Here is a 22,027-nt window from a genome sequence, read left to right on the forward strand (position 1 = left end):
TACGTAAGGTCGTGGCGTGCGATCTCATCGACGTATCGAGAACCCTCCTGCGTTGGTGCACGATGTGGTCGTCGAGACGTTGGAGCGAGCGCTCCGGTGCCGGGTGTTTGAGCCCGAGGCGGCGAGTGTGTTGGTCGGAATCGCGTCGAACGACGACGAGCAGACGTTCGTCGAGCGCTGGTGTGTTGAGGTCGGGACGCGGGCCGTGTCGGGCAGCCCTTTGCTCGGGCTGGCCGGCCTGTGCCTGGGACATACCGCGCGGCGGTTCGGTTGTCTCAGCGATGAGGCCGTGGCGCTGGCAGCGTCGTTGGCGGCGCGCGCTGAGGCGGACCCTACAGACGTGGACGGGCGGGCAATCGACGGCTTTGATGACGTCCGCAGCTTCTTGCACCGTTGGTGACTCGGGCAGCGCGGCATCTCCGAGGTCGACTTCCAGGCGGCCGTCGATCAGGTGGAGGGCCGAGGCCATCATCCGGGTTCGCATACGACATCCGTGCGACATCGCTCGTGCGGCTAGAGCAATTGTCAAGAGTTGTGGGTGAACCGAGTTCAGCGCTGACTCTGGCGTTTGAGGCTGACCGTGGCACTGTTGCGGATCCGCTTGGTGCGGCCGCCTTCGGCGAGGATCTCGACGGCGGCGGTGCTCGACTCGGCGGCGGCCTTGAGTTGGAGCCAGTCCGACGCTGTGAGCAGGTCGCCAGGGCGCCAGGACAGGTTGAGCGTGATGGCGCGCAAGAGCGACCACTCATGCAGGCGTCGCGTTAGGAAGGGATGGCCGATCGCGGCCTGCGCCATCGCCTTGGACCACTCGACGTAGGCAGGGTCGAGATGGAGGTCAGCGGCTCGGCGGTCCAGGTGTCGCACCACGGCGGACTGAGCCATCGTCTGGTCCGGATCACTGAGGACGTGGCTGATCAAGTCGATCTCGTCCGCTTCAGCGATCTGCTGCAGCTGATCGAGGTATGCCGCGAAGCGGGCGTGCTCGTTCGGCTCCTGCACGGTGTCGTGGGCGTTCATGCGGCCTGCTCCTGCCGCTCGACCAGGACACCGTTCTCGAACTCCTCGGTGCCGTCGCCGGCGAAGACGTCGAGGATGCCCGTGGCCATCATGTGCAGCACGAGGTGCTGGAAGTTCTGGTCGCGGCGGTGGTTCGCGGCGGACGTGTCGTCGAGGCCGCCGCTGTCGTGGCGGGCGAGAATTGGTTCACTGGGCCGGCATACCTCCGTGTGGGCTGTTGATCACCAAGGGCAGGGATCCCTCGGCAAGGTAGTAGTGCCCGGGGAAGTAGTCGACGTGAAGGTGGCCGCCGTCCTCGGCGGTGGCCATGGCATGCACGTTTTCGGACAGGACGGCCCTGGACTCGGCGTCGCCGCTGATCACAATTATCTGCGTCTGGCCATCGAGGCGGATGTGGACGCCGGAGACGGGTGTGTTCCTGACTTCGATTCCCGCCAGCGTGTGGTTCTGGGGTGACGTGGGCGCCGTGCTGATGAAGCCGGCCCCTTCGGCTATCAGGCTTGCCAAGTGCGCCAGTTCTTTCTCGGTCGCGGTGATGTCCACTTCTCCGTACACGGGGTCTGACGTGAGTCTCACGTTCGGCGTTTCCTTCCTGGACAGGCCATTCCTCGGGGCAAACACACTGGCCCCGCAGCGTCAGCATGTCCTTCGTGCTCAGCGGAACACCGAGCAGGTGCCGGACCGATGTAAGGTCTCACCGCCGACGACATGTTGATCTTCTCCGAACTGGGCGAGTCTGAGCTGTCTCACGGCGATGTCACCGTGATCAGTCTCAGTTGTCGTGTCACTTCCTTCGGTGCGAGGCCGGCCCACTGGGCTGCTGAGCCCCTGCGGGCCGGCTGTTCAGCGCTCGCTGTTGACCGCGCCACCGGCCGCGTCGGGCTGGACGCTCTGGTCGGAGTCGGGTGCACCGTGTTCGGTGGTGGTTTCCCGTGGTCACCGTTGAGGCTGTCCGTGTCGGTGTCGCCTTTGCCGGCCAGTGGTCCCGCTGCGCACGTGCTGCCTGGGTGCTCATGGCTGCGGCGCAGCGCGGCGCCCGGCGCCCGATACGGCTGATAAAGGAATTCGCCAGCTAGGTCGGGGTAACGACCACCCGGACCTTCAACGGCCCCTTGGTGTCCACGGCGCAGTACACCGCGCGCGGCGGGCACGGGTAGCCGTGCGCGGCGATCACCAAGGCCACTTTGCCCGGCGCGACCGCCTGGTAGATCGCGGTCTTGCCGTACATTTCGGCCAGCCGGAGCACCGACCACCTCGATGCTTGAGGTGGATTCGGGTCAAGGGCGGAACGCAGCTACCCGGCGCCGATGACGAATCGAGAGCAGGTCTGCACCCGAATGGCCGCATTTGCGACCGACCTCCGCATGCAGTGGCAGCTCTCGTGATCAGGTGGGGGTGTAAGTCCTCGCGACGGCCAGCTCTTCCGGCGCTGCCGGAGGACGACGTGGAGCAAAGCGCACTATGGGAACATGGTGGCCGACGCTGCGGTGGCCACCGGGTTGGAGCGCTTGCGCGCTTCGCCTGTGGCCTGCTGGTTCGCCCAGAGCTTCACCGGCAGCTGCAGCCGGTGCGCGAAGCCAGTGCGTGCGGTCTTCAAGCACTATCTCCGAGATGAGGACGATCAGGGGGCCGAGTTCAACCGGGCGCCTCCCGTGCGAGGACGTGCCGCCGGCGTCTACGCCCACGTACGACTCCGCCTCCAGCGCCACGCCATCGACACCCTCGGCCCGGGCAAGGATGGCCCCAACGACCCCCCTACGGCAGTCGCAGTCCGCTGACGTTGCCGTCAAAGACCCTGCAGGCCCGCCGGAACAATTCCGGCGGGCCCGCAGTTCGTCCTCAGGAAAATCAAATGCAAGCAGGGATCAGTCGACCCATCCCTGAATGTTCGACCTTGACTCAATCGAGAAAAAGCTCTCGACATTCATTCTGGACGCGGTCTTTCTTTTGTACTCCTCCGACGCCAGGTAGAGCAGCCCCTCAGCCTACTGGCCAAACGGCGCGACGAAGCGTTCGAATCCGACGCCAGAACTCAGGATATCGCCGTACACTCTTTCGCCCGCCAAGATGCACGCGCATCGCGCATACAGGAAGTGGTCGCTCGTCTGCGGGAGTTTCAAACCATTGGCAAGCACCATCGGCACCTCTGCCAGATCCCTCCTGTCGATCCGATAAAGCGACTCCCGCAGTCGCTCAACAAAGTGAGTCAAGGCATCGGGTGCCAGCGCGCTGAGCTCCGCAGAGATCCGCTCCAGGGCAGAGTCGATCTCGCTCTCATCCTGGACGGAGCTTGAGCCGATGACCTTCCAGAAATCAGTCACTTCGAGCTGCTCCTACCAGAGCCTGAGTTGTTCGAATTTTCGGCATCTTGCCCTTGCTCCAAGATCTTCTTACCCGGCGACGCAATGTCATTCGAGGGATCGACTCCCTGATCACGCAGTTCTTCCATCCGAGGATGTTTGGCAACGAATAGGTCATCATTCGTTCCGCAAACATGCGTGCAGGTCGCATTTCCACGACTCTTGAGGCGCCCACTGTTGATATGATCCTGTAAGCGGTTATTGAAGTTCTTCGTCTTGCTAATATACGTCTTTCCGGGGTTCAGCTGATCCTCGAACTCGTATCTCGCTTGATTTTTGTTGCAGTTATGCACAAGAACCGGCGTGGTCCCCGCCAGCACATAGTACGTGTGGACGTCGTCGATGGTGAGGTTGTAGCTGATGATCGCGGCGGTGTAGGGGCGGGTGGCTACGACGGTGACGTGACCGTTGTCCGGGGTGTCGACTTCGTCGCCGACACGGAGGTTGTCGGCTTCGCGCCAGGTGTGGAGGGTGGCGTCCCAGAACAGGTGCTGGGCGGTGCTGGTGATGGTCGCCGGTCCGTCCGGCGTGCTGAAGGTGAGGTCGTCGAAGACTTGTCGGTGGTGGTGACGTGCACCGCCGTGACCACGTGCTGTTCATCGTTGTGGCCGTCTGGTTCGGCGTTGGTGATCGTGTCGCCGATGTGGACCTGGTCGATCGGCTTGGTCGAGCCATCGGCCATCAGGACGCTCGTCGCGCCGGCGAAGCTGTTACACCCAGACGAAGCCTTGGCCGGGCTGGCAGCGGGGGCTTCCTCGGCCGGTGCGGTCGCCGCTGGTGCACTCTTCGCAGCAGCGGGAGGCGATGGCGGGTCTGCTGGTGTGGGCGCAGCGCCCGCCTCACCAGCCGACTCCCCGGCGGACGCTTCGGCCCCTGCTTCGCTGCCGGTTGCTTCACCGGCACCGTCGCCGAGCATCTCGCCGGCGACTCCGGCGCCGGCCGTGGCACCACCGGCCGCAGCCAAGGCGCCGGCACCCTCGGAGATCGCTGCGCCGGCCGCGGACAGCGATTTCTTCGGCCGTCATCGGGTCGCTCCTAGCCACGCTCACCGTCCAGGTGGGGCCAGTGTCCGTACCCACGGCCGACGGGTTCCGGGTGGCGTTCGCCGTCGCGGCTGCCGTCGGCGCTCTTTCCGCGCTGCTCGCGCTGACCATCCCCGGGGAATTCCGGACTACCACGATGGGCCGCTGCCAGGGGAATGAGTCAGCGTGACGAACTTTGAGCCAGCTGTACCGCTTCCTGGTAGCTGGTATCGCGCAGCCCCGGCGAGCAGCTACGCCAGGATGGTTGCCTGCTGTGACGACATGCCCGGGTTGGTGAGGAAGACTTGACCTCAGACAGCGACCAATGGCGTGCGTGGCTCAGGAGCGAGGTCCTGACCGGCCTTGTCTCCGTGGGAAAGGGCGATGATGTTCCAGCAGACCTTCGTTACCACGCCGACCGGCGGCGAGACCCGGCCCTCAGTCCACCGGCGGGCCGACGCTGTCGTGTCCCTGACAGCCCAGCATCGCGCGGCCTCGTCCGCCAGCCGCCGCTATGCGGACCTGGCCGACCGCAGCCTGGCCGCGAAGCTGGCCACCGAAGACGCCGCCGTCGAGACCGACCTGTCCCCGTTCGAGCGGCTGACCTGCACCGCCCACCGCCGGTGGATCCATCAGTGCATCGCCTCCCCCGAGCACGCCAGCCCAGTCACGGGTCATCGCTGGTGCCGTGACTGTCAGTGCGCAGTCACGGTGGCTATCGACGAGCTCACTGGCGACGTGACGATGGCTTGCCCGCGCTGCCGCCGCACGCCCAAGGGCATCGCCACTCGCCAGATTGTGAGCGCCTGCCGGGCCAGCCTCGCCACTGTCCACGACCACCGCGCTCAGCCGGCACCCAGTATGCTGCATTTCGGCGAGCGGCGGCCGGCCTGATGATTCTGCGTGGCTAGGGCGGGGTGAGTTCCGCGTCGAATTCGATTGCGACCTCGTTTGCCAGCTTCAGCGCCCCGAAAAACGCCGAATAGGGTTTGATGCCCCATTGTGTCTGGACTATGGTTGCGCCGCCTCGAATCCTGCGGTCGTCGCTGACCGTGGCCAGCACGGTGATCGGGTGTGACTGGTCCATGATGGTCAGATTGCCGTCGACGGTGAGCGATTCGCCATCGTGGATGACTCGCGTCGAGTGGAACGTGATTGCGTGATATCGGTCGGTGTGCAGAATCTTCGTCTGAATGTTTTTCTCGATCTCGGCGCGGTCGGAGTCGGTGAGCGGTTTGATTCCGCCGCTTCCGGACCGCACCCGCAGCGAGCCGGCGACGACGTCGACCGAGACCGAGGACAACGCGGGGTCCGCCGTGTTCACCCACACGGCGGCAACCCACTCTGACGCCTCGATCGTGAGATCGTGCCCGACGCGCGAGCCGAGTCCAGTGCGCCGCGTCTTCACCAATAGCTCGGCCGACTGCGGACCGGACCGGTACTGGCCGTCCCGAAACAACATAAACTCGACGTTACGCCGGGACGCTCAGCCGTCCATGTCGACGTCGCCGTCCGGGTCGCGGCGCGGGCGCTTCCTGGCCGGCGCTGGGTCCCTACGTCGTCCCGGACATGGTCGAGATCGACTGCGACAACGACACGATCGACCGGATCGCCACCCCGCCCTGCCGGGCGAGGTGGCGACTTGTCAGCGGGCGAACTTCTTGATAGCGGCCAGCGTTATAGTCCCCGTGGGGCGTGGGGTGGCTTCGGGGTTGACAAGTGAGAACCTGCAGGTCAGCCAGGGATCCGGAGCGTTGTGGTTAGCGAGCAAGATCGTCCTCGGACACAGTGGGGGTTCAAGTCCCTGGGGACACGAACCGCAGTCGCGATCGACAGCCCCGGTGGCGGGACCCCGTTGATTGACCCAGGTTCTGTGTGAGTCGGTTATCGGTGGGTGCAGGCGGCAGCGTAACCGGCTGGGGTCTGATAGCCCAGGCTGGAGTGCCTGCGATGGACTCTCCTATATCCCGTCAAGCCTGGATCGGCGTGTCGCTGGCGGCGTTGAGGTGGCGGTAGATCTGCCGGGCGAGGTAGCGCTTGAGGCAGCGGCGGATTTCCTTCGTGGTGCGCCCGTCGGCGCGTCGGCGTTCGACGTATTCGCGCGTGGTGGGGTGTGGTGGGGTCGTGGATCATGCGGGTGGTCGTGGCCATGTGCAGGGCGCGGTTCACGCGTCGGTCTCCGCCGCGGTTGAGGCGATGGCGGACGGTGTTTCCCGAGGAGGCGGGGATCGGGTTGACCCCGGCGAGGCAGGCGAACGCGGCTTCGGAACGGACCCGGCCGTGGTGGGACCAGGCTGTCAGGCAGACAGCCGCGGTGACGGGTCCGATTCCGGTTTTCTCGAGCAGTCCGGCGGCCGGGGTGACGCGCACGAGGGTGGCTATCGTCTTCCGGTTGGTGGTGAGTTCGTCGTTGAGGGCGACGACGCGGGTGGCCAGGCGCACGGCTTCGGCCCGAGCGGTCGCCTTGCCCAGTAGTTCGTCTCGGGAGCGCCAGCGGGAGATCTCGAGTACTTGCTTGTTGCGCAGTGGGCGCCGTGCGTCGATGCCCAGGTCGACCGCACGCACCAATGCGGTCAGCGCGTTGACGGTCGCGGTGCGTTCACCGGTCATATGGTCTCGGGCTGTGACCAGGACACGCAGTGCTGCTCGTTCGCCCTCGGCTGAGCGTGGGTGACGGAGCTGGGTTTCCTCCAGCGGCAGCGCGGCCTCGGCGATGCGGCGGGCGTCCAGCGGATCGGATTTTCCAACTCCGCGGTGGGTGCGGGAGTTGATCTGTGGTGCCTCGACGGTCTGGTAACCGGAGTCGGCGATGGCGCCGGCGAGCTGGGCGCCGTAGGTGGCTACGCACTCGACGACCCACAGGACAGCAGGGTCCCCGCCGGTTCGTCGTGCGGCCCACGCGATCGCGCGGGCCATGCCGGTTTTGGTGGTGGGGAACTCGGCTGAGGCGATGGGCTGCCCGGTGGCTGCCAAGATCGCGAAAGCATGGTGGCGTGCGTGGGTGTCCACGCTGATGACGTAGGAGTGATTGTGCGCGACGATAGTCATGCCGGTCGGGCTACCTTCCTGTCCAGGAACAGCGGTCTGGCCGCGGGCGGCCGGCGCCGGTCTGGGTAGAGGTCACTCCGGTTCAGCACTGTGACGGGCCACGATCTGCAGATCGGGCAATCTCCTGATCAGGACACCGAGGTGGGCCAGGACGGCGTCGGCCACTCCGACTGCTGGACGGACAAGTCCAACCGAAAGGCACCACACAGGGCCAGTGATTGTATGAGTCACGACCTCAAGCCGGGGCGGCCGCCGCCCACCCTGGTCGGCCAGTCCCAGACCAGCCACCCCAACACTCACAGTGGTTGTACTCGTCTTTCCAGTCGCTGATCACGACCCTGGCCTGGGTCAGTGACCAGAACAGGGTGATGTTGAGGCATTCGTCGCGCAGCCGGCCGTTGAACGACTCGATGTAGCCATTGCGCCAGGGCTCGCCGGGTGGGATAAACGCCAGGCCGACGCGTTCGCCAGCCCACTCACGCAGGGTCGCGCAGGCGAACTCCGGACCGTTGTCGCTGCGCAGGACGGCCGGATAGCCACGCTCGACTGCGAGCAGGTCCAGTTCCTCGATGAGTGCCTCGGCGGTGATCGAGCGCTCGACCAGGCCACCGAGGTGACGTGACCCCGTTGGCTTGGTCCAGGGCTGGCTGGTCAACCATAAGAAGATCCAGAGACTGTGGCGTCAGGAGGGCTTACGGGTCCCGCAACGCCATCATCGCAAACGTGTCAAGCCCCGGGTTTCATGGAGAGTGGATTAGTTGGTTTCCTGGGTTGCGGTGACCGGGTGGGTCATCGCGTGGAGCGTCTCGTATTCGGTGGGTGGGAGGTGTCCGAGCTCGCCGTGCAGGCGCCGGTTGTTGTACCAGTCGATGTACTCCACGGTCGCGATTTCCAGGTCGTCGAGGCCGCGCCAGGGGCCGCTGTTGCGGACGAGTTCGGCCTTGTAGAGCGAGTTGAACGCCTCGGCCATCGCGTTGTCGTAGCTGTCGCCTCGGGACCCGACCGAGGCGACGGCGTCGGCCTCGGCCAGGTGCTGGGTGTAGCGGATCGCTCGGTATTGCACTCCGCGGTCGCTGTGGTGGACCAGCCCGGTCAGGTCGGCGCGGTCGGCCTGGCGGCGCCAGATCGCCATCTGCAGCGCGTCCAGCGCCAGATCCGTGTAGAGACTGGTGGCGACCTGCCAGCCGACGATCAGGCGGGAGAACACGTCCAGCACGAACGCGGCGTAGGCCCAGCCCGCGGCCGTGCGCACGTAAGTGATGTCCGCGACCCACAACTCGTTCACCCGCGTCGCCGTGAAGTCACGTTCCACCAGGTCAGTCGGCCTTCCGGTCTCCGGCGCCGGCCGTGTCGTGCGAGGAGACTTGTCGCGGAGCAGGCCGCGTAACCCGGCCTCGCGCATAAGCCGCTCGACCGTGCACCGGGCCACCTCGACGCCGTGGCGGTTCAGCTCAGCCCAGACCTTCCTGGCTCCGTAGACGCTGTAGTTCGCCTCATGCACCCGTTTGATCTTCTCAGTCAGCTCCCGGTCCCGCGCCGCGCGGGCGGATTCGGGACGGGACTTGGCGGCGTAGTAGGTCGACGGTGCGATCTGGGCAGGCGTGCCCTCAAGCACCTGCAGGACCGGCTGGACACCGTGCTCCTTCCGTTGCGAGTCAACGAATTCGACCCCTCATCGCGACGGACGGTCCAGCTCCGCTGCGAAGAAAGACGCCGCTGACTTCAGGATCTGGTTCGCCCGGCGCAGCTCACGCACCTCACGTTCCAGCTCGGCGATCCTGGCCGCCTCTGCCGAGGTCGTGCCCGGCCGTGCCCCTTCGTCGGTCTCGGCCTGCTTCACCCACGTCCGCAACGCCTCCGGGTGCACACCGAGCTGGTCGGCGATCCGCTTGATCGCACCACCAGCCGACGCAGGGTCTCGCCTAGCCTCGACTGCCAGCCGCGTTGCCCGCTCCCGCAACTCCTCGGGGTACTTCCGTGGTGCCGCCATGACCGTGAATCCTCCGGGTGTTCGATACCTCCATCAAACCCGGGGCGGGACAACGCCTCGGTGTTTCCACTACGGGCCTGGTCCCGGTCGCGGACGCACCGAACAAGGTGTGGGCGGTGGATTTCCAGTTCGACGCCACCACCGATGGCCGACCGGTCAAGATCGTGTCGATCGTGGACGAACACACCCGGGAGTGCCTCGGTGGCCTGGTCGAGCGCTCGATCACCGCCGAGGCACTCATCGAGGAACTGGACCTGCTCGCAGTCGAGCGTGGCTATCCGGCCGTCCTGCGCAGCGACAACGGTCCGGAGTTCGCCTGCGCGACCCTGCGTGAGTGGGCTGGCGAACGCGTCGGCCTGGCGTTTATCCCACCCGGCGAGCCCTGGCGCAATGGCTACATCGAGTCGTTCAACGGCCGGCTGCGCGACGAATGCCTCAACATCACCCTGTTCTGGTCACTGACCCAGGCCAGGGTCGTGATCAGCGACTGGAAAGACGAGTACAACCACCATCGCAGGCACTCCAGCCTGGGCTATCAGACCCCAGCCGGTTACGCTGCCGCCTGCACCCACCGATAACCGACTCACACAGAACCTGGGTCAATCAACGGGGTCCCGCCAACACTCGACGAGGCCGGCCAGTGTGTAGGTCCGGGTCCTGCCTTGATTCGTGGGTCGGGCCGCGCGCATTCCCTGGATCGCCAGGAACGTTGCCTCGTCCACGAGGGGTGAATGCGTGACTTTCGAAGACTCCGCCAACCCTTGTGCTGCAGTCGGTCGGGTTGGGCCACGGTGGTCGGTCGGCGCGTTTGTTCTGGCGCCGTGCCGATTCCACACCTGCCGGCCGGTGTACCGACGGTTCTCCAGGATCCCGACCACGGTCCGGACGATCCACTCGTGCCCCGTCCGATGCCGATTCCGGTCCCGATCGACGCTCGACGGGCACGGAACGCCGCGTTCGTTCAACTCGCGCGCAATCCCGGCCACGCTGCGCCCGGTGGCTCGTTGCTCGAACATCCAGCGCACCCACGGTGCAGTGGCCGGTTCAGGTTCCAGACGGTGCAGCCGTCGGCCCCATCGAGCATGGGCTGGGTTCGGATGCGGTCCCGCGTCCGCGAGTCGGTAGCCGTAGGGTGGTCGGCCGCCGAGGAATCTGCCTTGGACGCAGCTCTGCGTGTGCATCGTTGCCATGACCCGGTGCCGGGCCCGTAGGACCTCGCGTCGTGATTGTGATCCGAGCAGCATCATGATCGCTTGATGCACCGGGCTATCAACGTCCACCGGCCCGCGGGTCTCGGGCAGCCACATCTGAACCCCGCGTTTGCTCAACATTGCCATAACGGCAGCGAACTGATCGCCGTAGAACGCCCGCTCGTACTCCCCGACAACGATCGCATCGAAGCCGCGATCCAGGCGGTCGGCGTCCGCCAGCAACATGGCAGCAGCCGGTCGCTCACGCCACGGCAGCGGACGTGAACAGCCTTCGTCGAAGTACTCCGCCGCGATCACGCCGTGCCCCCGGATCGTCTCCTCGGCGACCTCGCGCTGCCATCCCAGCGACGTGTCGCGTACTTGGAAGCCGGTCGTCGACATCCGACCCTAGAACGCGAAGCGCAGCCCACTCGCGGCGGCGCTTCGCGCTCGGCCTCTGGAGCCCGCGACGCGGAGAAATCGCAGCGATGTTCGTAATCGAGTTGGCAACACCAGCCATGCCGCTCCTCGCCGTTGATCGTTGCAAGGCAAGGCTGTAACGCGAACGTCCTGCCCGTCATGACGCGGGAGCAGCAGATCTGCACTCGAACGGCCGAACGCGTGGCGAAGAGCGACGCCCTTCTCGACGGGGCCGAAGGCTTGTTGTTGAGCGTTTCAGCTTTGCCGAAGGTTGCCGATCACGTACTCGGCCATCTTGGCGAGTCCGCCGCAGCGGTCGTTGTTCCAGTAGCTGCCGGGTAGGTCTGTGCCTTGGATGTCGAAGGTGAGCATCTGGTCTTGGGTGACTTGGACGGAGACGGAGCATTCGTCCATGTGCCGGAACACGTGGTAGACGACTGCAGGGAGGCCTGCGATCGACGTTTCGGTCCATGGATCGAGTTCGCCGTCCTTCTTCAGGCCGTCCACCGACAGTGCGGTGAGAGTCTTGGGACCGTCGATCGGCTTCAACGCCGAGATGAGCGCGCCGCCGGCGTTGGTCCAGGAACAGCCGAAGTCAGGTGGGCCGTTTCGTACGTTCGCGCGGATGTCGTTGGGTGGGTCGGCCACGACGGCTGCGGCCTGGTCCTTGGTGAGCAGGCTGCACGGGTCGGCGTTGAACTTGGCCAGGTCGACGGGCCGGTCGACCTGGATGAACGGCAGCGGGGCACCAGTCTGCGCTGGTGCCGGCGGCTGGGAGAGAACACGTTCGGGCTTCGACGGCCCACATCCGCTGAGCACACCAGTTGCGAAGATCACGAGCCCGGCGATCGCCCATGCCTTCATGCCGGGGTCGCCGAGGGTTCGATGCGCCACTGCTTCTCGTCGTCCATTCCGGAGTTGCCGGGCAGGTCGGGGATATCCGGGAAATCGGCGTTGCTCCGCACCAGATCGGTCGCTTGCTTGGTGAACCCGCCCAACGTGGTTCGGGCCTGCGCGAACAAGCCGACGACCGAGTCGACGAGGGTTGCGAACGCGTCCACCACCGCGTCGATCAGGTCCTTCGACGTGAAGATGTCCGCAATGGGAATCATTGCGGTCACGGCTGCGATGATCGACTTGTAGCCCAGCTTCCCCAGCTCGACAGCGCACGTTCCGATCAACTCGATGGCCTTGCTGTAGGTCTCGATCACACAGCTGGCAATCTCGGTGAGAATGCCGGACATACCGGCGACGACGTTCTGCTGACCTTCGAGAGCTTTTCCGACCCTGCCTGCGTAGGTCGTGAATTGGTCAGCAGCGCGTCCGCTCCACGTACCGCTCACCGACTGCACAGCTTCGTCGATGTTGTCGCCGGCATCAGCGAGGGTGTGGTTCTTCGCGAACTCCATGGCCAAGTTCTGGACCTGGACTGCGTTGCCCAGCAGGTTGTTGCGGACGTCTTCCAGCAGTTGCAGGATGTCGCCCCGACCGAGAAGCTCGGCGATCTTGCGAATCTTCCCGTCAGCTTCTTCCGGATACGGTTTCGGTTGTGCTGGCGGGCCCGGAGGGACGGCTGCCGATGTAGCCATGATCAGTTCACCCCCTCTTCCTTCGCGCGCAGTTGCTTGAAGTCCTCTTCGTCCTGGGTCTCGTAGTAGTCAGCCGCCTTGTCCAGCGCTTCCGCGAACCGTTCCAGTTGCACCGCGCCGTTGCCGGTCTTGTCACGGATCTGGCTGATGGCGTCATTGAAACTTGTGACGACTCCCGCCTTGACACCCAGCATCCCGACGTCGTCGTTGCGCAGGACCATCGGTGCCAGATCCTCGATGCCGAACTTCACGACCTTGTCGCGCGCGGCGTAGATGTCGTCTGTCGCTGCCCGCAAGGCCTCGGGGTAGACCTCGAAACGCGAGCCGGCCGCCGCGTTGCCCAACGGGTTGAAGTTGCCGTTGGTCATCGGACCTCCCGTGCCGCGTCCTCGACCATCGTCTTGCGCCGGGTCGACGCCGCCGACTCGGCGTTGTTGATCGCACGCAGGACGTGCCCGGACAGGCTTGTTCCGGTCTGCGCGGCAACCGCGTCACGGTTGAGGTCCACCGAGACCAGTCCGCCCGAGCCGTCCACTGTCACCGTGCCGAGACCCGCGCCGATGTCGAGCACCAGCGGCAGACTCTCCCCAGCCTTCGCGGCCTGCTCGACTGCGGCCACGCGCGCGTCGATCTCTTTCGCGAGGTTGTAGAGCTGCTCTTCGCTGATCACCAGCGTCCACCTCCCGGCTCCGGCTCGTCGGTCAGGAAGTCGAGGTCCTCGAAGCTCTGGTCGTCGTCCGGTTCGGGCGGGTAGTGGGCAGGTTCCGGCGCGGCCGCCTGCCGCTGCGGTGAGGGGCCCGTGGCCACCGGAGGCGGCGGTTGTTTGCCGAACAGCGCGTTCAGCTGCGGCAACGACGACGCCAGCGCCTCGTTGCGCGCGTTCCGGATGGCGTCGACGATGCCGACCCCTAGCTTCTGCGCGTGCGCGCCACGGAGCGCCCAGTCGTCGATCCGCAGGTCGACCAGCTTTCCCTGGCCCGTCACTATCGCGCTGATCAGCTGATCGGCCGACCTTGCGGTGTGTCTCGCAGCCGCGAGCTGCGCGTCCAGCTCGCCGGCCTGCTGCTGCATCAGCCGCAGATCGCGGCCCGGCGCGGTCATGACCGCAGCACGGTGTCGAGCATCCAACTCCCCCTACTCTAGGTTCCATCAAGTGACGGAACGTGCCCAGTGGATCTTACTGCGACTCACCGACAAGGCAGAACCGGAAGGGGAACAGCCGGGGCTGAGTGCTGGACGCCGCCCAACCGCCACCGGGCTGGACATATGTCGCACGGCGGAAGCGAGAGCTGATCATCGCCGTTGGCGACTTCGATCAACTATCGGTGGCCCCACATGTCGGCGTCGTCATGCGACCGACTTCCCCTTAGAAACGTTCGGTCCGCGAGCCGAGCGACAGGCGTGTGGTTAGCGCGCAACTCGCCCCTCGGACACATATTCATGGGAGATCTCCCAAGCCACAGAGTAACAGGCCCGCTACGGCGGGTCTTTCTCGCGTTCGGCATCAGCCGGTCTCGACTACGCTGATCGTGAACGCGCCCTCCCCTCGCCCAGCATGCCGCGGAGGTGCCTCATGACCCGCCTCGTCTCACCCCTCGTCTTGCCCGGTCAGATCGTCGCGCCGACCCCGGCGCAGGTGTCTCCGGCGATTCCGATGGGCCTTCCTCCGCTGCGCGACCTCGGCGCGGCAGACGGTCCGCGACTGTCCATCGCGGTCATGGACGGCGGGGGACGACTGCAGGATCGCGGTGCCGTCGCCCTACTCGGGTGGAGCCCGGGCGATCGTCTGCTGATCACTCTCGTCAAGACGTCCGTCGTGATCCGCCGACGCCCGGATGGCGTCTTCGTCATGCCCCGCAAGCCCTACGTCGCTCTCCCGGCTCCGGTTCGCCACGGCTGCGGAGCTCTGGCGGGCAGCCGTCTGCTGCTGGTCGCCGACCCTATCCATGATGTTCTCGTCGTTCATCCGGAAGCCGCCGTGCAGTCGATGCTGCGCACTTTCCACACGTCGCTGTCTGCCGATGAGGAGGCATCGTGAACACACCTGTCACCCGGCAGGACCTGGAAGCGGCTCGGTTGCTGCTGTCCCGCCTCGGCGTCGATCCCGCTGATCTCGTCCCCACTGCCCCGGCCGAGGCTGACCCGGAGCAGCGGCCGATGCCCACGATCCGCGAGTGGGTTCCGGTGGTGGCAGGCCTTGTCTCGCCGAGCACGGCCGCGTCGTACGGGTCGTACTGGAACAGGGCCGAAGGAGCGTGGGGTGATCGGCGCATGGATACGATCACGGCAAGCGAGATCAAGGCGTTGTCGGGAGGTCGTGCGCCGGACCGCTCTGGTTCGCCGCAACTCCCGTGGTGGCCGCAACGCTGCGGAGAACTTCGTCGCAGCTGTGCGCTGCCTGTACCGGCATCTGGAGAACGACGGACGCCTCGACCAGCACCGCAACCCCGCCCGGCGGGTCACCAAACCACGCCGCAACGCCTCCACGCGACGCGCGCTGGCGAACACGCAGCTCGCGGAGCTCAACGACGTCGTCGCGAGCACGGGCGACGACCCGGAGCTGGACTCGCTGATCTGCCGATTGCACGAGGAGAGCGCCTGCCGCCGCGGCGGCGCACTCGCACTGCGCCCGCGTGATCTCGATCGTGCGCAGTGCACTGTGCTGCTGCGGGAGAAAGGTGAAACCGAGCGCTGGCAGCCCGTGTCACCGACCTTGATGCGCCACCTGGTTGCGCACCACGAGGAGCGGGGGAGTGGCGACCCGAACGAGCGGCTGTTGCGCTACGCCAACGGCAACCCGATCACCTACCGTCGCTACGACTACATTTTCCGCCGCGTCCAGAAGGAGCTGGCGTGGGCACGGGCTCTTCAGGTCAGCGCTCACTGGCTGCGTCACACGACGCTGACCTGGGTGGAACGCAACTTCGGCATCGGCGTCGCCCGCGCCTACGCCGGCCACGCCGACACCAGCAGCGACCTCACCACGACCAGTTACGTCAAAGCCGACATCACCGAAGTCGCCACGGCGCTCGCCGCCCTTACCGGCGAACCGCACCCGCTGGCGACCGAGACGAACTGAGGTAGCGGTTGCGGGCGGGTGGGTGCCCCGCCCGCAACCGGTCAGCCTGCCGCTGTCCGATGGGGACTGTCCGGCAGCGAGGCGTGGTAGCCGGTCACCATCTCGTGCACGACATGCTGCGGGTAGACGACCAGCAGGTCGTGATCGGTCAACGCCGCGAGAAGCACCTGCTCGCCGGCTCGGATACGGCACCGTGACCGCAGACGCGCCGGCAGGAAGAGACTCATCTTGGCCGGGACCAAGAACGCGTCCGGACCAGCACAGCGCGTCACGACGATCAAGCCACACGAGACGTCGAATCGAACCGGATGCCCGCCAGGCCAACCGAGCTGTGACAGAGCCGTCCGTGCCGCCACCACACCGCCGCTATCGACACGAACCAGGCTGAGTCCCACCGAACTGCTCTCGACCGCTATCGCGAGATCCATGACCGGCAGCGGAATCGCCTCGGGCACGGACGACTTTCGAGCGGGCAGAAGCAGCGACGCCACGATCTTGTCGCCAGAACGCTGGGCACGCGAAGCGCGAGAAAACGTCATCCCACATCCCCGGACTATCACCTGGGAGGGCGGCTCCTATGGAGAACCGAACCTGCCTCCAGCCTGCCGAAGCGATTCCGAGAGCGCAAGCAAGGGTGCACCGCTCGGGCTGCTTCGAACACGGTGGCGACGTACCCAAAGACGCCGAACGCCTCGTCGATCCGGCCCCGACCGGGTCATTCGAAGGTCTGACCATGTCAGGGCGGGTGCTGACATTCTTCGTGCCCCTCCGACAATGATCTACCGTCCGACGCCCGTCGACGAGTACCCCGAGGTACGGACACGAGGGTTGGTTTGCGCGCCTGTGCGCGAGATTGAGCTGACGGAGGCCGCAGCCAGAGATGGACGTGCGCCTGTTGGCAATGCGAGCTTCGCACGAGTAAGCGCCAATGGCCGGCGCCTTCGCGGCACTCTGGGCCCTCATCTTCGGAACTGTCTTGCAGGTCTTGAGCGACGGCACCCATCTTCACGGACTGGGCGCGTTCAGCGAGGTGCTGCCGCCAGGCCGCCCGGTCGAGGATGTGTCGTGCTCGCATCGTTTCGGTATCGGCTTCTCCGTAAATGGGGGTGTACGTAGTGGGGGATGTTGGTGAAGACGACAACCGGGTGAGGTTCTCCAGCCTTTCGGCCGGCATCCAGTGATCCGAGTCGGTGGGCCCGCCTCGGTATTCGCGAACTCGTCGGATCAGTCCAAGCTGCACGGCGGTGTCGCGAGCGCGGCGAACCGTTTTCGGGTCGAGCCTTGCTCGCTCCGCCCAGCTGCGGACGGATATCGCACCGTCCGAGTAGACGATCGCCTCCGCCAGCGCATCCAACGCCGCCGCGAGACTGGACATCCGAATTCCGCGTACCGGCAGAGCTCGCTCGAGTGCCCTGCGGAGAACGCATCTGGTCGCGGTGACCGTCGATGCTCGATCCGCGGAGAGCGTCGGCTGGAACACGGTGGAGGGCCGTAATCTTCTTCGACGAGGGCGTTCGCGATGCGCCTCCGACAGCGCCGGGCGCCAACGTGTTGCGCGCCATCGCGTTCGGCCGAGGTGCGCGGCCTGTGTCGGAGAGGCGGACTCGAAGAGCGCCCACGCTTCGTCTTCCGGGAGCCGACGTTCGGCTGCGACGACCGTGGTGGCCGGGGCCCAGAACCAGCGGCACCAGGCGTGCCGGCCGATTTCGCGTGCCTTGGAGCCGGATCGACTGGCGCTGAACCAGGCAACCTCCGTCCCCATCCCCGCCCGGGCGAGTGCCAGAGCGTGTCCGTACTCACCTTCTGAGCGGCTATGTCTCCTCCGGGTTGAGGACGGCCGTCTCCGCGGCGGGTGCGGCCTTCCTACGTCGTTTTCGGTGGTCTCAGCGAAGTCTCCGGTGACCAGCGTTCCGTCGAGGACAGGAGACGGTAGCCCAAGCCGATGGCGAACTGCCGTGAGCCTGAGGGTTCGCCGAACGGTGGCAGAGACGTTGTGGCGTGTACCGCTGTCCCTCACGACGGTGTCGAGCTCTTCTCGGAGCAGTTCGGGGATGCGAATGATGACGTGGAAGTGACCGTCGCGTCCAGACGCTCGTCGTAGCCAGGGCAGCCCGAATCGCTCCGCCCACTGGACCACATCATCGGCGACGGCGGCGCCCGCCTCCGGCTCTCCGGCCGCGTCGAAGGGGTCGATATCGACGCCGGCAGCCGAGGCCCCGAGAGTGCCGACTACCGACCGAGCGAGCGCATCAGTGGTGAGCAGCTGGATTGCGGCCACGACCGAATGCAGCACGTGCCGACGCTGATTGTCCTCGCCGATCACGATGTACGGCGCGACGAACAGCGCTCGATCGAGAGGCGCCACGGCGACGTTCTGAGACGCAGCCAGATCGCCGGTTGGCTCGCAGGACATGCGGATCCCTCGTTACTCAAGTCCTCTGTGGTCGCTTCGTTGCATTAGCTGGCACGCTTTCGCGGCGCGGATCGCCACGGCCAGCGCAGCGGAGGAGCGTTGTGCCGCAGAGAATCAGGTATCTCGCCGATGCGAAGAATGACGGCCGTCCAGGTCATACCGATTCCGATGCCGATGAGGGCGACGTGGTCGCCGGCGTCGACCGCTCGCCGGGCAAGCAGGTGCGTGAGGCCGATGATCTGATCGTTCGGCCCGATGTGTCCCCACTGGTCGCCGGCGTGCTTGAGAGTGACGACATCCGCGAGACCCAGTGGTTGGAGGCACTGGGTCTCGAGGTGGTGGTGACCGTAGTGGGGCAACACGACCCAGGAGAGGTCGGCCAGCGCGAGCCCAGTGTCGTCCAGGACACGGCTCACTACCTCGCGGATTCCGCGGGCGGTGCGGGTGCGCACCGACCTCGCGCCCACGGTTCGGAGGTACTGGGTCTTGCGTTCGCGCACGTGCTCGACGCCCACTTCGGTGGTGCCAGCCGGCAGGAACCGGCTGTGGCCGCGGTGGAGCTGCTCGAGCGTGGGGTCGGTGTACGACGCCGTTGCGAGAACTCGCGCCAGACCCGGAGCGCGGCCGAGAATGATTGCTGATCCGCCGTCGCCGTAGGCGATGCCGTGGTCGGTCGTGAAGTGGTCGAATGCTGGAGCGCCGAAGGTTTCGCCTCCGGTGAGCAGGATGTGGGAGATGTCGTCACTGCCTGAGATCATGCGGGCGGTGAGGTCGATTCCGCCGACGAGGCTGTTGCTCATCGCGTTGATCTCGGTGGCGATCCCGGTCCGGCGGGCAGCCCGAGACGGGTGCGTACGTAGCTGGCGCGAGACCAGAAGTCGATGCCCCGGCTTCCTCGCCAGATCGCGGCGTGGAAGTGGGCGTCGGGTGTCGGGAGAGCACCCTCGTTGACAGCGGCGAGGCTGGCGAGTGCGGCGCGGCCGGCTCGGACGGCCAGGTCCATACCGGTGCTGCCTCGGGCGACGGAGACCGAGCGTTGGCCGGAACTGCTGTCCAGGTCGACCTCAGAGGGTACGGGTACGAGCTCGCCGAGCGCCGCTCCGACACCGCGGATATGGAGATCACGCCAAAGCATGTCAGCTCCGTTCCTCGTGATCCGATCTAGACGCGAGTTCGCGTTTGATCGCTTCGACCGACGTGTAGTAGGCGCGTAGTTTGCGGCTGGTGATCCCGGCGGTGGCCGCGATTTCGTCGAGAGTGGGCGGATCCGACGCAGGCGCGCAGGCGCCGAGCAAGTCGCGGGCCGCTGCCAGGATGCGGGTGCGCATGGCGGTCTCCATGTGGACAGCTCTGGTGGAGGGCCGGTGGCGGCGCGCCGCTGCGAACACGCGCTGGCCCGGATGAAGAACTCGCGCAGGCACACGGATGGAGGCCCGCCCGTGAATTGAACGGCGGTCGCGCCTCATCGCGGCCTCCGCGTTGCACCAACTCTGCGGTGGGTGATGCGCTCGAAGTGATCCGTACGAAGTTGCTCGGCGCGGGCGAGAAGCGTCGGCTCCAGGTCAGGTACTGCCTCGAGCGCAGACCAGAAGCGCGGGTCGGTCGTGACCGCGAGCATCAGCACGGCGGCGTTGCGGCTCAGGTTGATCACCGCGTACGGCAGGTTCCGGCGTACGTACACGAGATCTCCCGGGGCCGGCAGCATCGGGCGCAGAGAGCGTCCGGACAAGACGGCCGCGTATCCGCTCAACAGGACCAGTGCCGTTTCCGCGGCCGGGTCCCGATGTACTGGTAGATGCCGATTTCCAGGGATGAGTAGTCGCCCGGCGGACACATGCGAGGTGGGCACGGCGGGGGCGTAGAGCACGGAGGTGACGAGCGCGCCGCCGGAAGTTGTGCGGGTGTCGGCGCCGCTAGGACGCCGGTGGACGGCGAAGTCGAGCGTCCCGGTCATCGCTTGTCACCTTCAACCTTCTGGTGGCTGGCGAAGAGGCGTAAGGGCGCAGCGATGAGCTCGCGAGCGAGCGCAGCGTTGTCCGCCGCCGCGGCCGGAGACCGGCGGCCGTGGCCACACGCGGCGGCGACAGCCGTGACTTTCCGGCCAAGCGCGTTCTCGGCGAGGTCTAATGCGCGGCGGGAGTCACCGGGGTGGTGTTCGCCGATCAGGCCGGCGATCACCTCGACGTCCTTCGGCAGCCAGGCGAGTGCGCGGTAGAACCCGTATTCCGTCGGCGGTCCGGTTGTGCCGGTGCACATCGGGACGTGCACCCGCGGCAGGGCCTCGCCGAGGCTCGTTAGGCGGCGGTGCACTGCGCGGACCAGCCTGACCGCCGGACTGAGGTCGCGGGGAATGACAACGGGCTCGTGGTTGAGGTCCCCGTGGCAGAGGTGCAGGATCCACCGGGCTTCGCGGGGCGTGTCGGTGATGAGCCTGACGATCTGACCGGCGAGGAACGCGGCGACCATCGGCGCGAGCGCACGAGGTGCCTGGTCGAGGGCGATGAGCGATGCCGGTGTCTCGATCTGGAAGACGACCTCGTCACCGAACCTCTGGTGGATCTCCTCGACGTCGTCGACGAGGGCCTGGCGGAAGACTCCGAGATGGGCCATCAGCGGGAATGGCGCGCCGAGGCAGATGTAGGCGAGGTCCAGTGGACTCGGGATCGACACCTGCATCGGGGGAAGCGGGCCGGCGGTGTCGAGGCCGCGTCGTGCACCCATGACCGCGGTGGCCTCGTTCGCCCGGCGGAGCGAAACGTCCTCGGGCGCGAGGCGTTGTCCGGCCGCGACGCGGTACTGGGGGTAGTCGTCGTACCCGGTGGAGTCGCCTGCGCGGGTCGGCGTGAGCGCGGTGCGCTGGGCGAGCTGGTAGAGCCAGCTTTTCAGCCAGCCCGGGTCGCGATCGCAGGGAAGGGTGGCCAGAGGGATTCCTGAGGTCTGATCGAGCATCCACTGCATCGCGCTGCGGTCGTCGGGATGGAGCTCTTCCGGTAGCGAGCCGACGAAGTGGATGGCGCGCGCAGACGTTTCGAGTTCGGTTTCGTCAAGGCGTTGCGATGTTGTGGCGGACGTGTTCTCCCCAGCTGTGGACGGATGGTGTGCTGGAGCAGCGAGGGGAGGGGCGCTGCGGCGGCATCGGCGGACGGGGCACGTGACCCGCCCCCGCACTGAGCGGGGACGGGCCACGGTCTGGCCAGGTGGACTCAGAGGGCGTTGGTTAGTGGGTCACTGGGAGGTGCGCCGGCTTGGGTGTGCCGGTCGGGGCCGGACGCTGGTCGCCGCCGCTGCTGTGCCGACCGGGCTGGGCGGGATCGCCGGGGCGCTCTGTGGGCCTGGGCTGGTGGCCCGGCCTCGTGGGTGACGTCGGAGCGCCGGGGGTGGTGGTTGGCGGTGTGGTCGGTGTCCCGACGGCACAGGCCACGTTGGCGACGTGCACGGTGATCGCCGTCTTCGAGCCGGGAGTGGTGACCACGATGGTTGCCGCAGTGCCGCTGGGGCCACCGGATTTGCCCGGCGTGACGGTGAGGTTCCCCGTGCTGTGTGCGGCGCCGCTGATCGTCGTGACGCCGTTCCGGCATTTGGCGGAGAAGGGCCCGACGCTGGTACCTCCGACGCGGACTGTCGCGACGGTAGCCTCGGCGAGTCCCGCACCGGCGCGCAGCGATATCCCGCTTGCGGCGACGGCTCCGGACCGGGAAGACGCCGATCCGCCGCCTGTTTGCACCGCGCCGCTGCTGCTGACTGTGGGGGCCGGACCGAAATGCTCCCCGCCGGTCACGTCGATTCCGCTTGCGGAGGAAGCCGAAGTTGCTGCCTGCGCCTGAGGTGGTTCGAGGGTCGCGAGCCGGTCAACCGCGCGTCCGCGCCGCGTCGCGGGCACGCAAAGCCCGGGCACGGCT

24 protein-coding genes and 5 pseudogenes are annotated in these 22,027 nt (G+C 66.5%); 8 read left to right on the plus strand and 21 right to left on the minus strand.

Annotated elements, in window-relative coordinates; genetic code table 11:
* Window positions 1–52 precede the first annotated feature (52 nt).
* Window positions 53–400: a hypothetical protein gene (locus tag K1T34_RS40360; RefSeq protein WP_220239954.1), complete on the plus strand. Its 348-nt coding sequence runs from the start codon at window positions 53–55 to the stop codon at window positions 398–400.
* 149 nt (window positions 401–549) lie between these two features.
* Here K1T34_RS40360 and K1T34_RS40365 read toward each other — a convergent pair whose 3' ends face one another.
* The 6 genes from K1T34_RS40365 to K1T34_RS54835 all read right to left on the minus strand — a co-directional run bounded on the left by K1T34_RS40365 (window position 550) and on the right by K1T34_RS54835 (window position 3,886).
* Window positions 550–1,017, minus strand: a complete 468-nt coding sequence (locus K1T34_RS40365; RefSeq protein WP_220239955.1) for a hypothetical protein — start codon at window positions 1,015–1,017, stop codon at window positions 550–552.
* Window positions 1,018–1,203: 186 nt separating this feature from the next.
* Window positions 1,204–1,560: a hypothetical protein gene (locus K1T34_RS40370; RefSeq protein WP_220239956.1), complete on the minus strand. Its 357-nt coding sequence runs from the start codon at window positions 1,558–1,560 to the stop codon at window positions 1,204–1,206.
* A 529-nt stretch (window positions 1,561–2,089) separates the two neighbouring features.
* On the minus strand, window positions 2,090–2,245 hold the full coding sequence (locus tag K1T34_RS40375) for a hypothetical protein (RefSeq protein WP_220239957.1): 156 nt from the start codon (window positions 2,243–2,245) through the stop codon (window positions 2,090–2,092).
* 231 nt (window positions 2,246–2,476) lie between these two features.
* A complete protein-coding gene (locus tag K1T34_RS40380) occupies window positions 2,477–2,614 on the minus strand; it encodes a hypothetical protein (protein ID WP_220239958.1) in 138 nt (45 codons plus the stop codon).
* Between the two features lie 388 nt (window positions 2,615–3,002).
* Window positions 3,003–3,338 carry a DUF4240 domain-containing protein gene (locus K1T34_RS40385; RefSeq protein ID WP_220239959.1) on the minus strand — a complete coding sequence of 112 codons (336 nt, stop codon included), beginning with the start codon at window positions 3,336–3,338 and terminating at the stop codon, window positions 3,003–3,005.
* Window positions 3,335–3,886 carry a polymorphic toxin-type HINT domain-containing protein gene (locus tag K1T34_RS54835; RefSeq protein ID WP_220247646.1) on the minus strand — a complete coding sequence of 184 codons (552 nt, stop codon included), beginning with the start codon at window positions 3,884–3,886 and terminating at the stop codon, window positions 3,335–3,337. Before K1T34_RS54835 ends, K1T34_RS40385 begins: the two co-directional genes overlap by 4 nt.
* Before the next feature lie 556 nt (window positions 3,887–4,442).
* On the opposite strand from K1T34_RS54835, the gene K1T34_RS40395 reads away from it, so the two are divergent.
* Together K1T34_RS40395 and K1T34_RS40400 are read left to right on the plus strand one after the other, a co-directional pair.
* A complete protein-coding gene (locus K1T34_RS40395) occupies window positions 4,443–4,589 on the plus strand; it encodes a hypothetical protein (protein ID WP_220239960.1) in 147 nt (48 codons plus the stop codon).
* Window positions 4,590–4,783: 194 nt separating this feature from the next.
* Window positions 4,784–5,293 (plus strand): hypothetical protein, encoded by a 510-nt coding sequence (locus K1T34_RS40400; protein WP_220239961.1) that lies wholly within the window; start codon window positions 4,784–4,786, stop codon window positions 5,291–5,293.
* 13 nt (window positions 5,294–5,306) lie between these two features.
* Here the strand turns inward: K1T34_RS40400 and K1T34_RS40405 are convergent, their stop codons facing one another.
* The 3 genes and pseudogenes from K1T34_RS40405 to K1T34_RS40415 all read right to left on the minus strand — a co-directional run.
* Window positions 5,307–5,861 carry a YceI family protein gene (locus K1T34_RS40405; RefSeq protein WP_220239962.1) on the minus strand — a complete coding sequence of 185 codons (555 nt, stop codon included), beginning with the start codon at window positions 5,859–5,861 and terminating at the stop codon, window positions 5,307–5,309.
* A 508-nt stretch (window positions 5,862–6,369) separates the two neighbouring features.
* A pseudogene (locus tag K1T34_RS40410) lies at window positions 6,370–7,447 on the minus strand (IS110 family transposase).
* A 301-nt stretch (window positions 7,448–7,748) separates the two neighbouring features.
* A pseudogene (locus tag K1T34_RS40415) lies at window positions 7,749–8,060 on the minus strand (integrase core domain-containing protein); the annotation flags it as partial.
* A gap of 25 nt (window positions 8,061–8,085) precedes the next feature.
* Between K1T34_RS40415 and K1T34_RS40420 the strand changes: the two are divergent.
* Window positions 8,086–8,202, plus strand: a pseudogene (locus K1T34_RS40420) (IS3 family transposase); the annotation flags it as partial.
* Here K1T34_RS40420 and K1T34_RS40425 read toward each other — a convergent pair.
* Window positions 8,202–9,437, minus strand: a pseudogene (locus K1T34_RS40425) (IS3 family transposase). The pseudogenes K1T34_RS40420 and K1T34_RS40425 sit on opposite strands and share 1 nt — an antisense overlap.
* A 50-nt stretch (window positions 9,438–9,487) precedes the next feature.
* On the opposite strand from K1T34_RS40425, the pseudogene K1T34_RS40430 reads away from it, so the two are divergent.
* Window positions 9,488–10,015 (plus strand): annotated as a pseudogene (locus K1T34_RS40430) (integrase core domain-containing protein); the annotation flags it as partial.
* 21 nt (window positions 10,016–10,036) lie between these two features.
* Here the strand turns inward: K1T34_RS40430 and K1T34_RS40435 are convergent.
* The 6 genes from K1T34_RS40435 to K1T34_RS40460 all read right to left on the minus strand — a co-directional run bounded on the left by K1T34_RS40435 (window position 10,037) and on the right by K1T34_RS40460 (window position 13,737).
* On the minus strand, window positions 10,037–11,029 hold the full coding sequence (locus tag K1T34_RS40435; RefSeq protein ID WP_255637915.1) for a recombinase family protein: 993 nt from the start codon (window positions 11,027–11,029) through the stop codon (window positions 10,037–10,039).
* Window positions 11,030–11,302: 273 nt separating this feature from the next.
* Window positions 11,303–11,941 carry a DUF3558 domain-containing protein gene (locus K1T34_RS40440; RefSeq protein ID WP_220239963.1) on the minus strand — a complete coding sequence of 213 codons (639 nt, stop codon included), beginning with the start codon at window positions 11,939–11,941 and terminating at the stop codon, window positions 11,303–11,305.
* Window positions 11,908–12,636 carry a WXG100 family type VII secretion target gene (locus K1T34_RS40445; protein WP_220239964.1) on the minus strand — a complete coding sequence of 243 codons (729 nt, stop codon included), beginning with the start codon at window positions 12,634–12,636 and terminating at the stop codon, window positions 11,908–11,910. The genes K1T34_RS40440 and K1T34_RS40445 overlap by 34 nt, the downstream gene beginning before the upstream one ends.
* A gap of 2 nt (window positions 12,637–12,638) precedes the next feature.
* Window positions 12,639–13,004, minus strand: a complete 366-nt coding sequence (locus tag K1T34_RS40450; RefSeq protein WP_220239965.1) for a hypothetical protein — start codon at window positions 13,002–13,004, stop codon at window positions 12,639–12,641.
* Window positions 13,001–13,306: a YbaB/EbfC family nucleoid-associated protein gene (locus tag K1T34_RS40455; RefSeq protein WP_220239966.1), complete on the minus strand. Its 306-nt coding sequence runs from the start codon at window positions 13,304–13,306 to the stop codon at window positions 13,001–13,003. The genes K1T34_RS40450 and K1T34_RS40455 overlap by 4 nt, the downstream gene beginning before the upstream one ends.
* Window positions 13,303–13,737 (minus strand): YbaB/EbfC family nucleoid-associated protein, encoded by a 435-nt coding sequence (locus tag K1T34_RS40460; RefSeq protein WP_220239967.1) that lies wholly within the window; start codon window positions 13,735–13,737, stop codon window positions 13,303–13,305. Before K1T34_RS40460 ends, K1T34_RS40455 begins: the two co-directional genes overlap by 4 nt.
* 472 nt (window positions 13,738–14,209) lie before the next feature.
* On the opposite strand from K1T34_RS40460, the gene K1T34_RS40465 reads away from it, so the two are divergent.
* Both K1T34_RS40465 and K1T34_RS40470 read left to right on the plus strand, forming a co-directional pair.
* The gene (locus K1T34_RS40465; RefSeq protein ID WP_255637916.1) at window positions 14,210–14,674 is read left to right on the plus strand and encodes a hypothetical protein; all 465 of its coding nucleotides are present in this window, start codon (window positions 14,210–14,212) and stop codon (window positions 14,672–14,674) included.
* 279 nt (window positions 14,675–14,953) lie between these two features.
* Window positions 14,954–15,715, plus strand: a complete 762-nt coding sequence (locus K1T34_RS40470; RefSeq protein WP_370643497.1) for a tyrosine-type recombinase/integrase — start codon at window positions 14,954–14,956, stop codon at window positions 15,713–15,715.
* A gap of 41 nt (window positions 15,716–15,756) precedes the next feature.
* On the opposite strand, the gene K1T34_RS40475 is transcribed toward K1T34_RS40470, so the two are convergent.
* The 5 genes from K1T34_RS40475 to K1T34_RS40495 form a co-directional block, all read right to left on the minus strand.
* The gene (locus K1T34_RS40475; protein WP_220239968.1) at window positions 15,757–16,254 is read right to left on the minus strand and encodes a hypothetical protein; all 498 of its coding nucleotides are present in this window, start codon (window positions 16,252–16,254) and stop codon (window positions 15,757–15,759) included.
* Between the two features lie 1,918 nt (window positions 16,255–18,172).
* Entirely contained in the window at window positions 18,173–18,928 is a 756-nt protein-coding gene (locus K1T34_RS40480) for a 3-oxoacyl-[acyl-carrier-protein] synthase III C-terminal domain-containing protein (protein WP_220239969.1), read from the minus strand.
* Between the two features lie 336 nt (window positions 18,929–19,264).
* On the minus strand, window positions 19,265–19,456 hold the full coding sequence (locus K1T34_RS40485; RefSeq protein WP_220239970.1) for a hypothetical protein: 192 nt from the start codon (window positions 19,454–19,456) through the stop codon (window positions 19,265–19,267).
* Between the two features lie 134 nt (window positions 19,457–19,590).
* A complete protein-coding gene (locus K1T34_RS40490) occupies window positions 19,591–20,082 on the minus strand; it encodes a hypothetical protein (protein ID WP_220239971.1) in 492 nt (163 codons plus the stop codon).
* The gene (locus K1T34_RS40495; RefSeq protein ID WP_220239972.1) at window positions 20,079–21,086 is read right to left on the minus strand and encodes a hypothetical protein; all 1,008 of its coding nucleotides are present in this window, start codon (window positions 21,084–21,086) and stop codon (window positions 20,079–20,081) included. The genes K1T34_RS40490 and K1T34_RS40495 overlap by 4 nt, the downstream gene beginning before the upstream one ends.
* A gap of 287 nt (window positions 21,087–21,373) precedes the next feature.
* Between K1T34_RS40495 and K1T34_RS40500 the strand changes: the two genes are divergently transcribed.
* Entirely contained in the window at window positions 21,374–21,952 is a 579-nt protein-coding gene (locus K1T34_RS40500; protein WP_220239973.1) for a hypothetical protein, read from the plus strand.
* Window positions 21,953–22,027: the final 75 nt, after the last annotated feature.

Source organism: Amycolatopsis sp. DSM 110486, from assembly GCF_019468465.1.
In the GTDB taxonomy this organism is placed as follows: Bacteria; Actinomycetota; Actinomycetes; order Mycobacteriales; family Pseudonocardiaceae; genus Amycolatopsis.

Coding starts and splice junctions, on each gene's coding strand:
- K1T34_RS40365 (WP_220239955.1), bottom strand. CDS start 1,017: ATGAACGCCCACGACACCGTGCAGGAGCCGAACGAGCACGCCCGCTTC.
- K1T34_RS40375 (WP_220239957.1), bottom strand. CDS start 2,245: ATGTACGGCAAGACCGCGATCTACCAGGCGGTCGCGCCGGGCAAAGTG.
- K1T34_RS40400 (WP_220239961.1), top strand. CDS start 4,784: ATGATGTTCCAGCAGACCTTCGTTACCACGCCGACCGGCGGCGAGACC.
- K1T34_RS40405 (WP_220239962.1), bottom strand. CDS start 5,861: ATGTTGTTTCGGGACGGCCAGTACCGGTCCGGTCCGCAGTCGGCCGAG.
- K1T34_RS40435 (WP_255637915.1), bottom strand. CDS start 11,029: ATGTCGACGACCGGCTTCCAAGTACGCGACACGTCGCTGGGATGGCAG.
- K1T34_RS40445 (WP_220239964.1), bottom strand. CDS start 12,636: ATGGCTACATCGGCAGCCGTCCCTCCGGGCCCGCCAGCACAACCGAAA.
- K1T34_RS40450 (WP_220239965.1), bottom strand. CDS start 13,004: ATGACCAACGGCAACTTCAACCCGTTGGGCAACGCGGCGGCCGGCTCG.
- K1T34_RS40460 (WP_220239967.1), bottom strand. CDS start 13,737: ATGACCGCGCCGGGCCGCGATCTGCGGCTGATGCAGCAGCAGGCCGGC.
- K1T34_RS40465 (WP_255637916.1), top strand. CDS start 14,210: ATGACCCGCCTCGTCTCACCCCTCGTCTTGCCCGGTCAGATCGTCGCG.
- K1T34_RS40475 (WP_220239968.1), bottom strand. CDS start 16,254: ATGACGTTTTCTCGCGCTTCGCGTGCCCAGCGTTCTGGCGACAAGATC.
- K1T34_RS40480 (WP_220239969.1), bottom strand. CDS start 18,928: ATGAGCAACAGCCTCGTCGGCGGAATCGACCTCACCGCCCGCATGATC.
- K1T34_RS40485 (WP_220239970.1), bottom strand. CDS start 19,456: ATGCGCACCCGCATCCTGGCAGCGGCCCGCGACTTGCTCGGCGCCTGC.
- K1T34_RS40490 (WP_220239971.1), bottom strand. CDS start 20,082: ATGACCGGGACGCTCGACTTCGCCGTCCACCGGCGTCCTAGCGGCGCC.
- K1T34_RS40495 (WP_220239972.1), bottom strand. CDS start 21,086: ATGCAGTGGATGCTCGATCAGACCTCAGGAATCCCTCTGGCCACCCTT.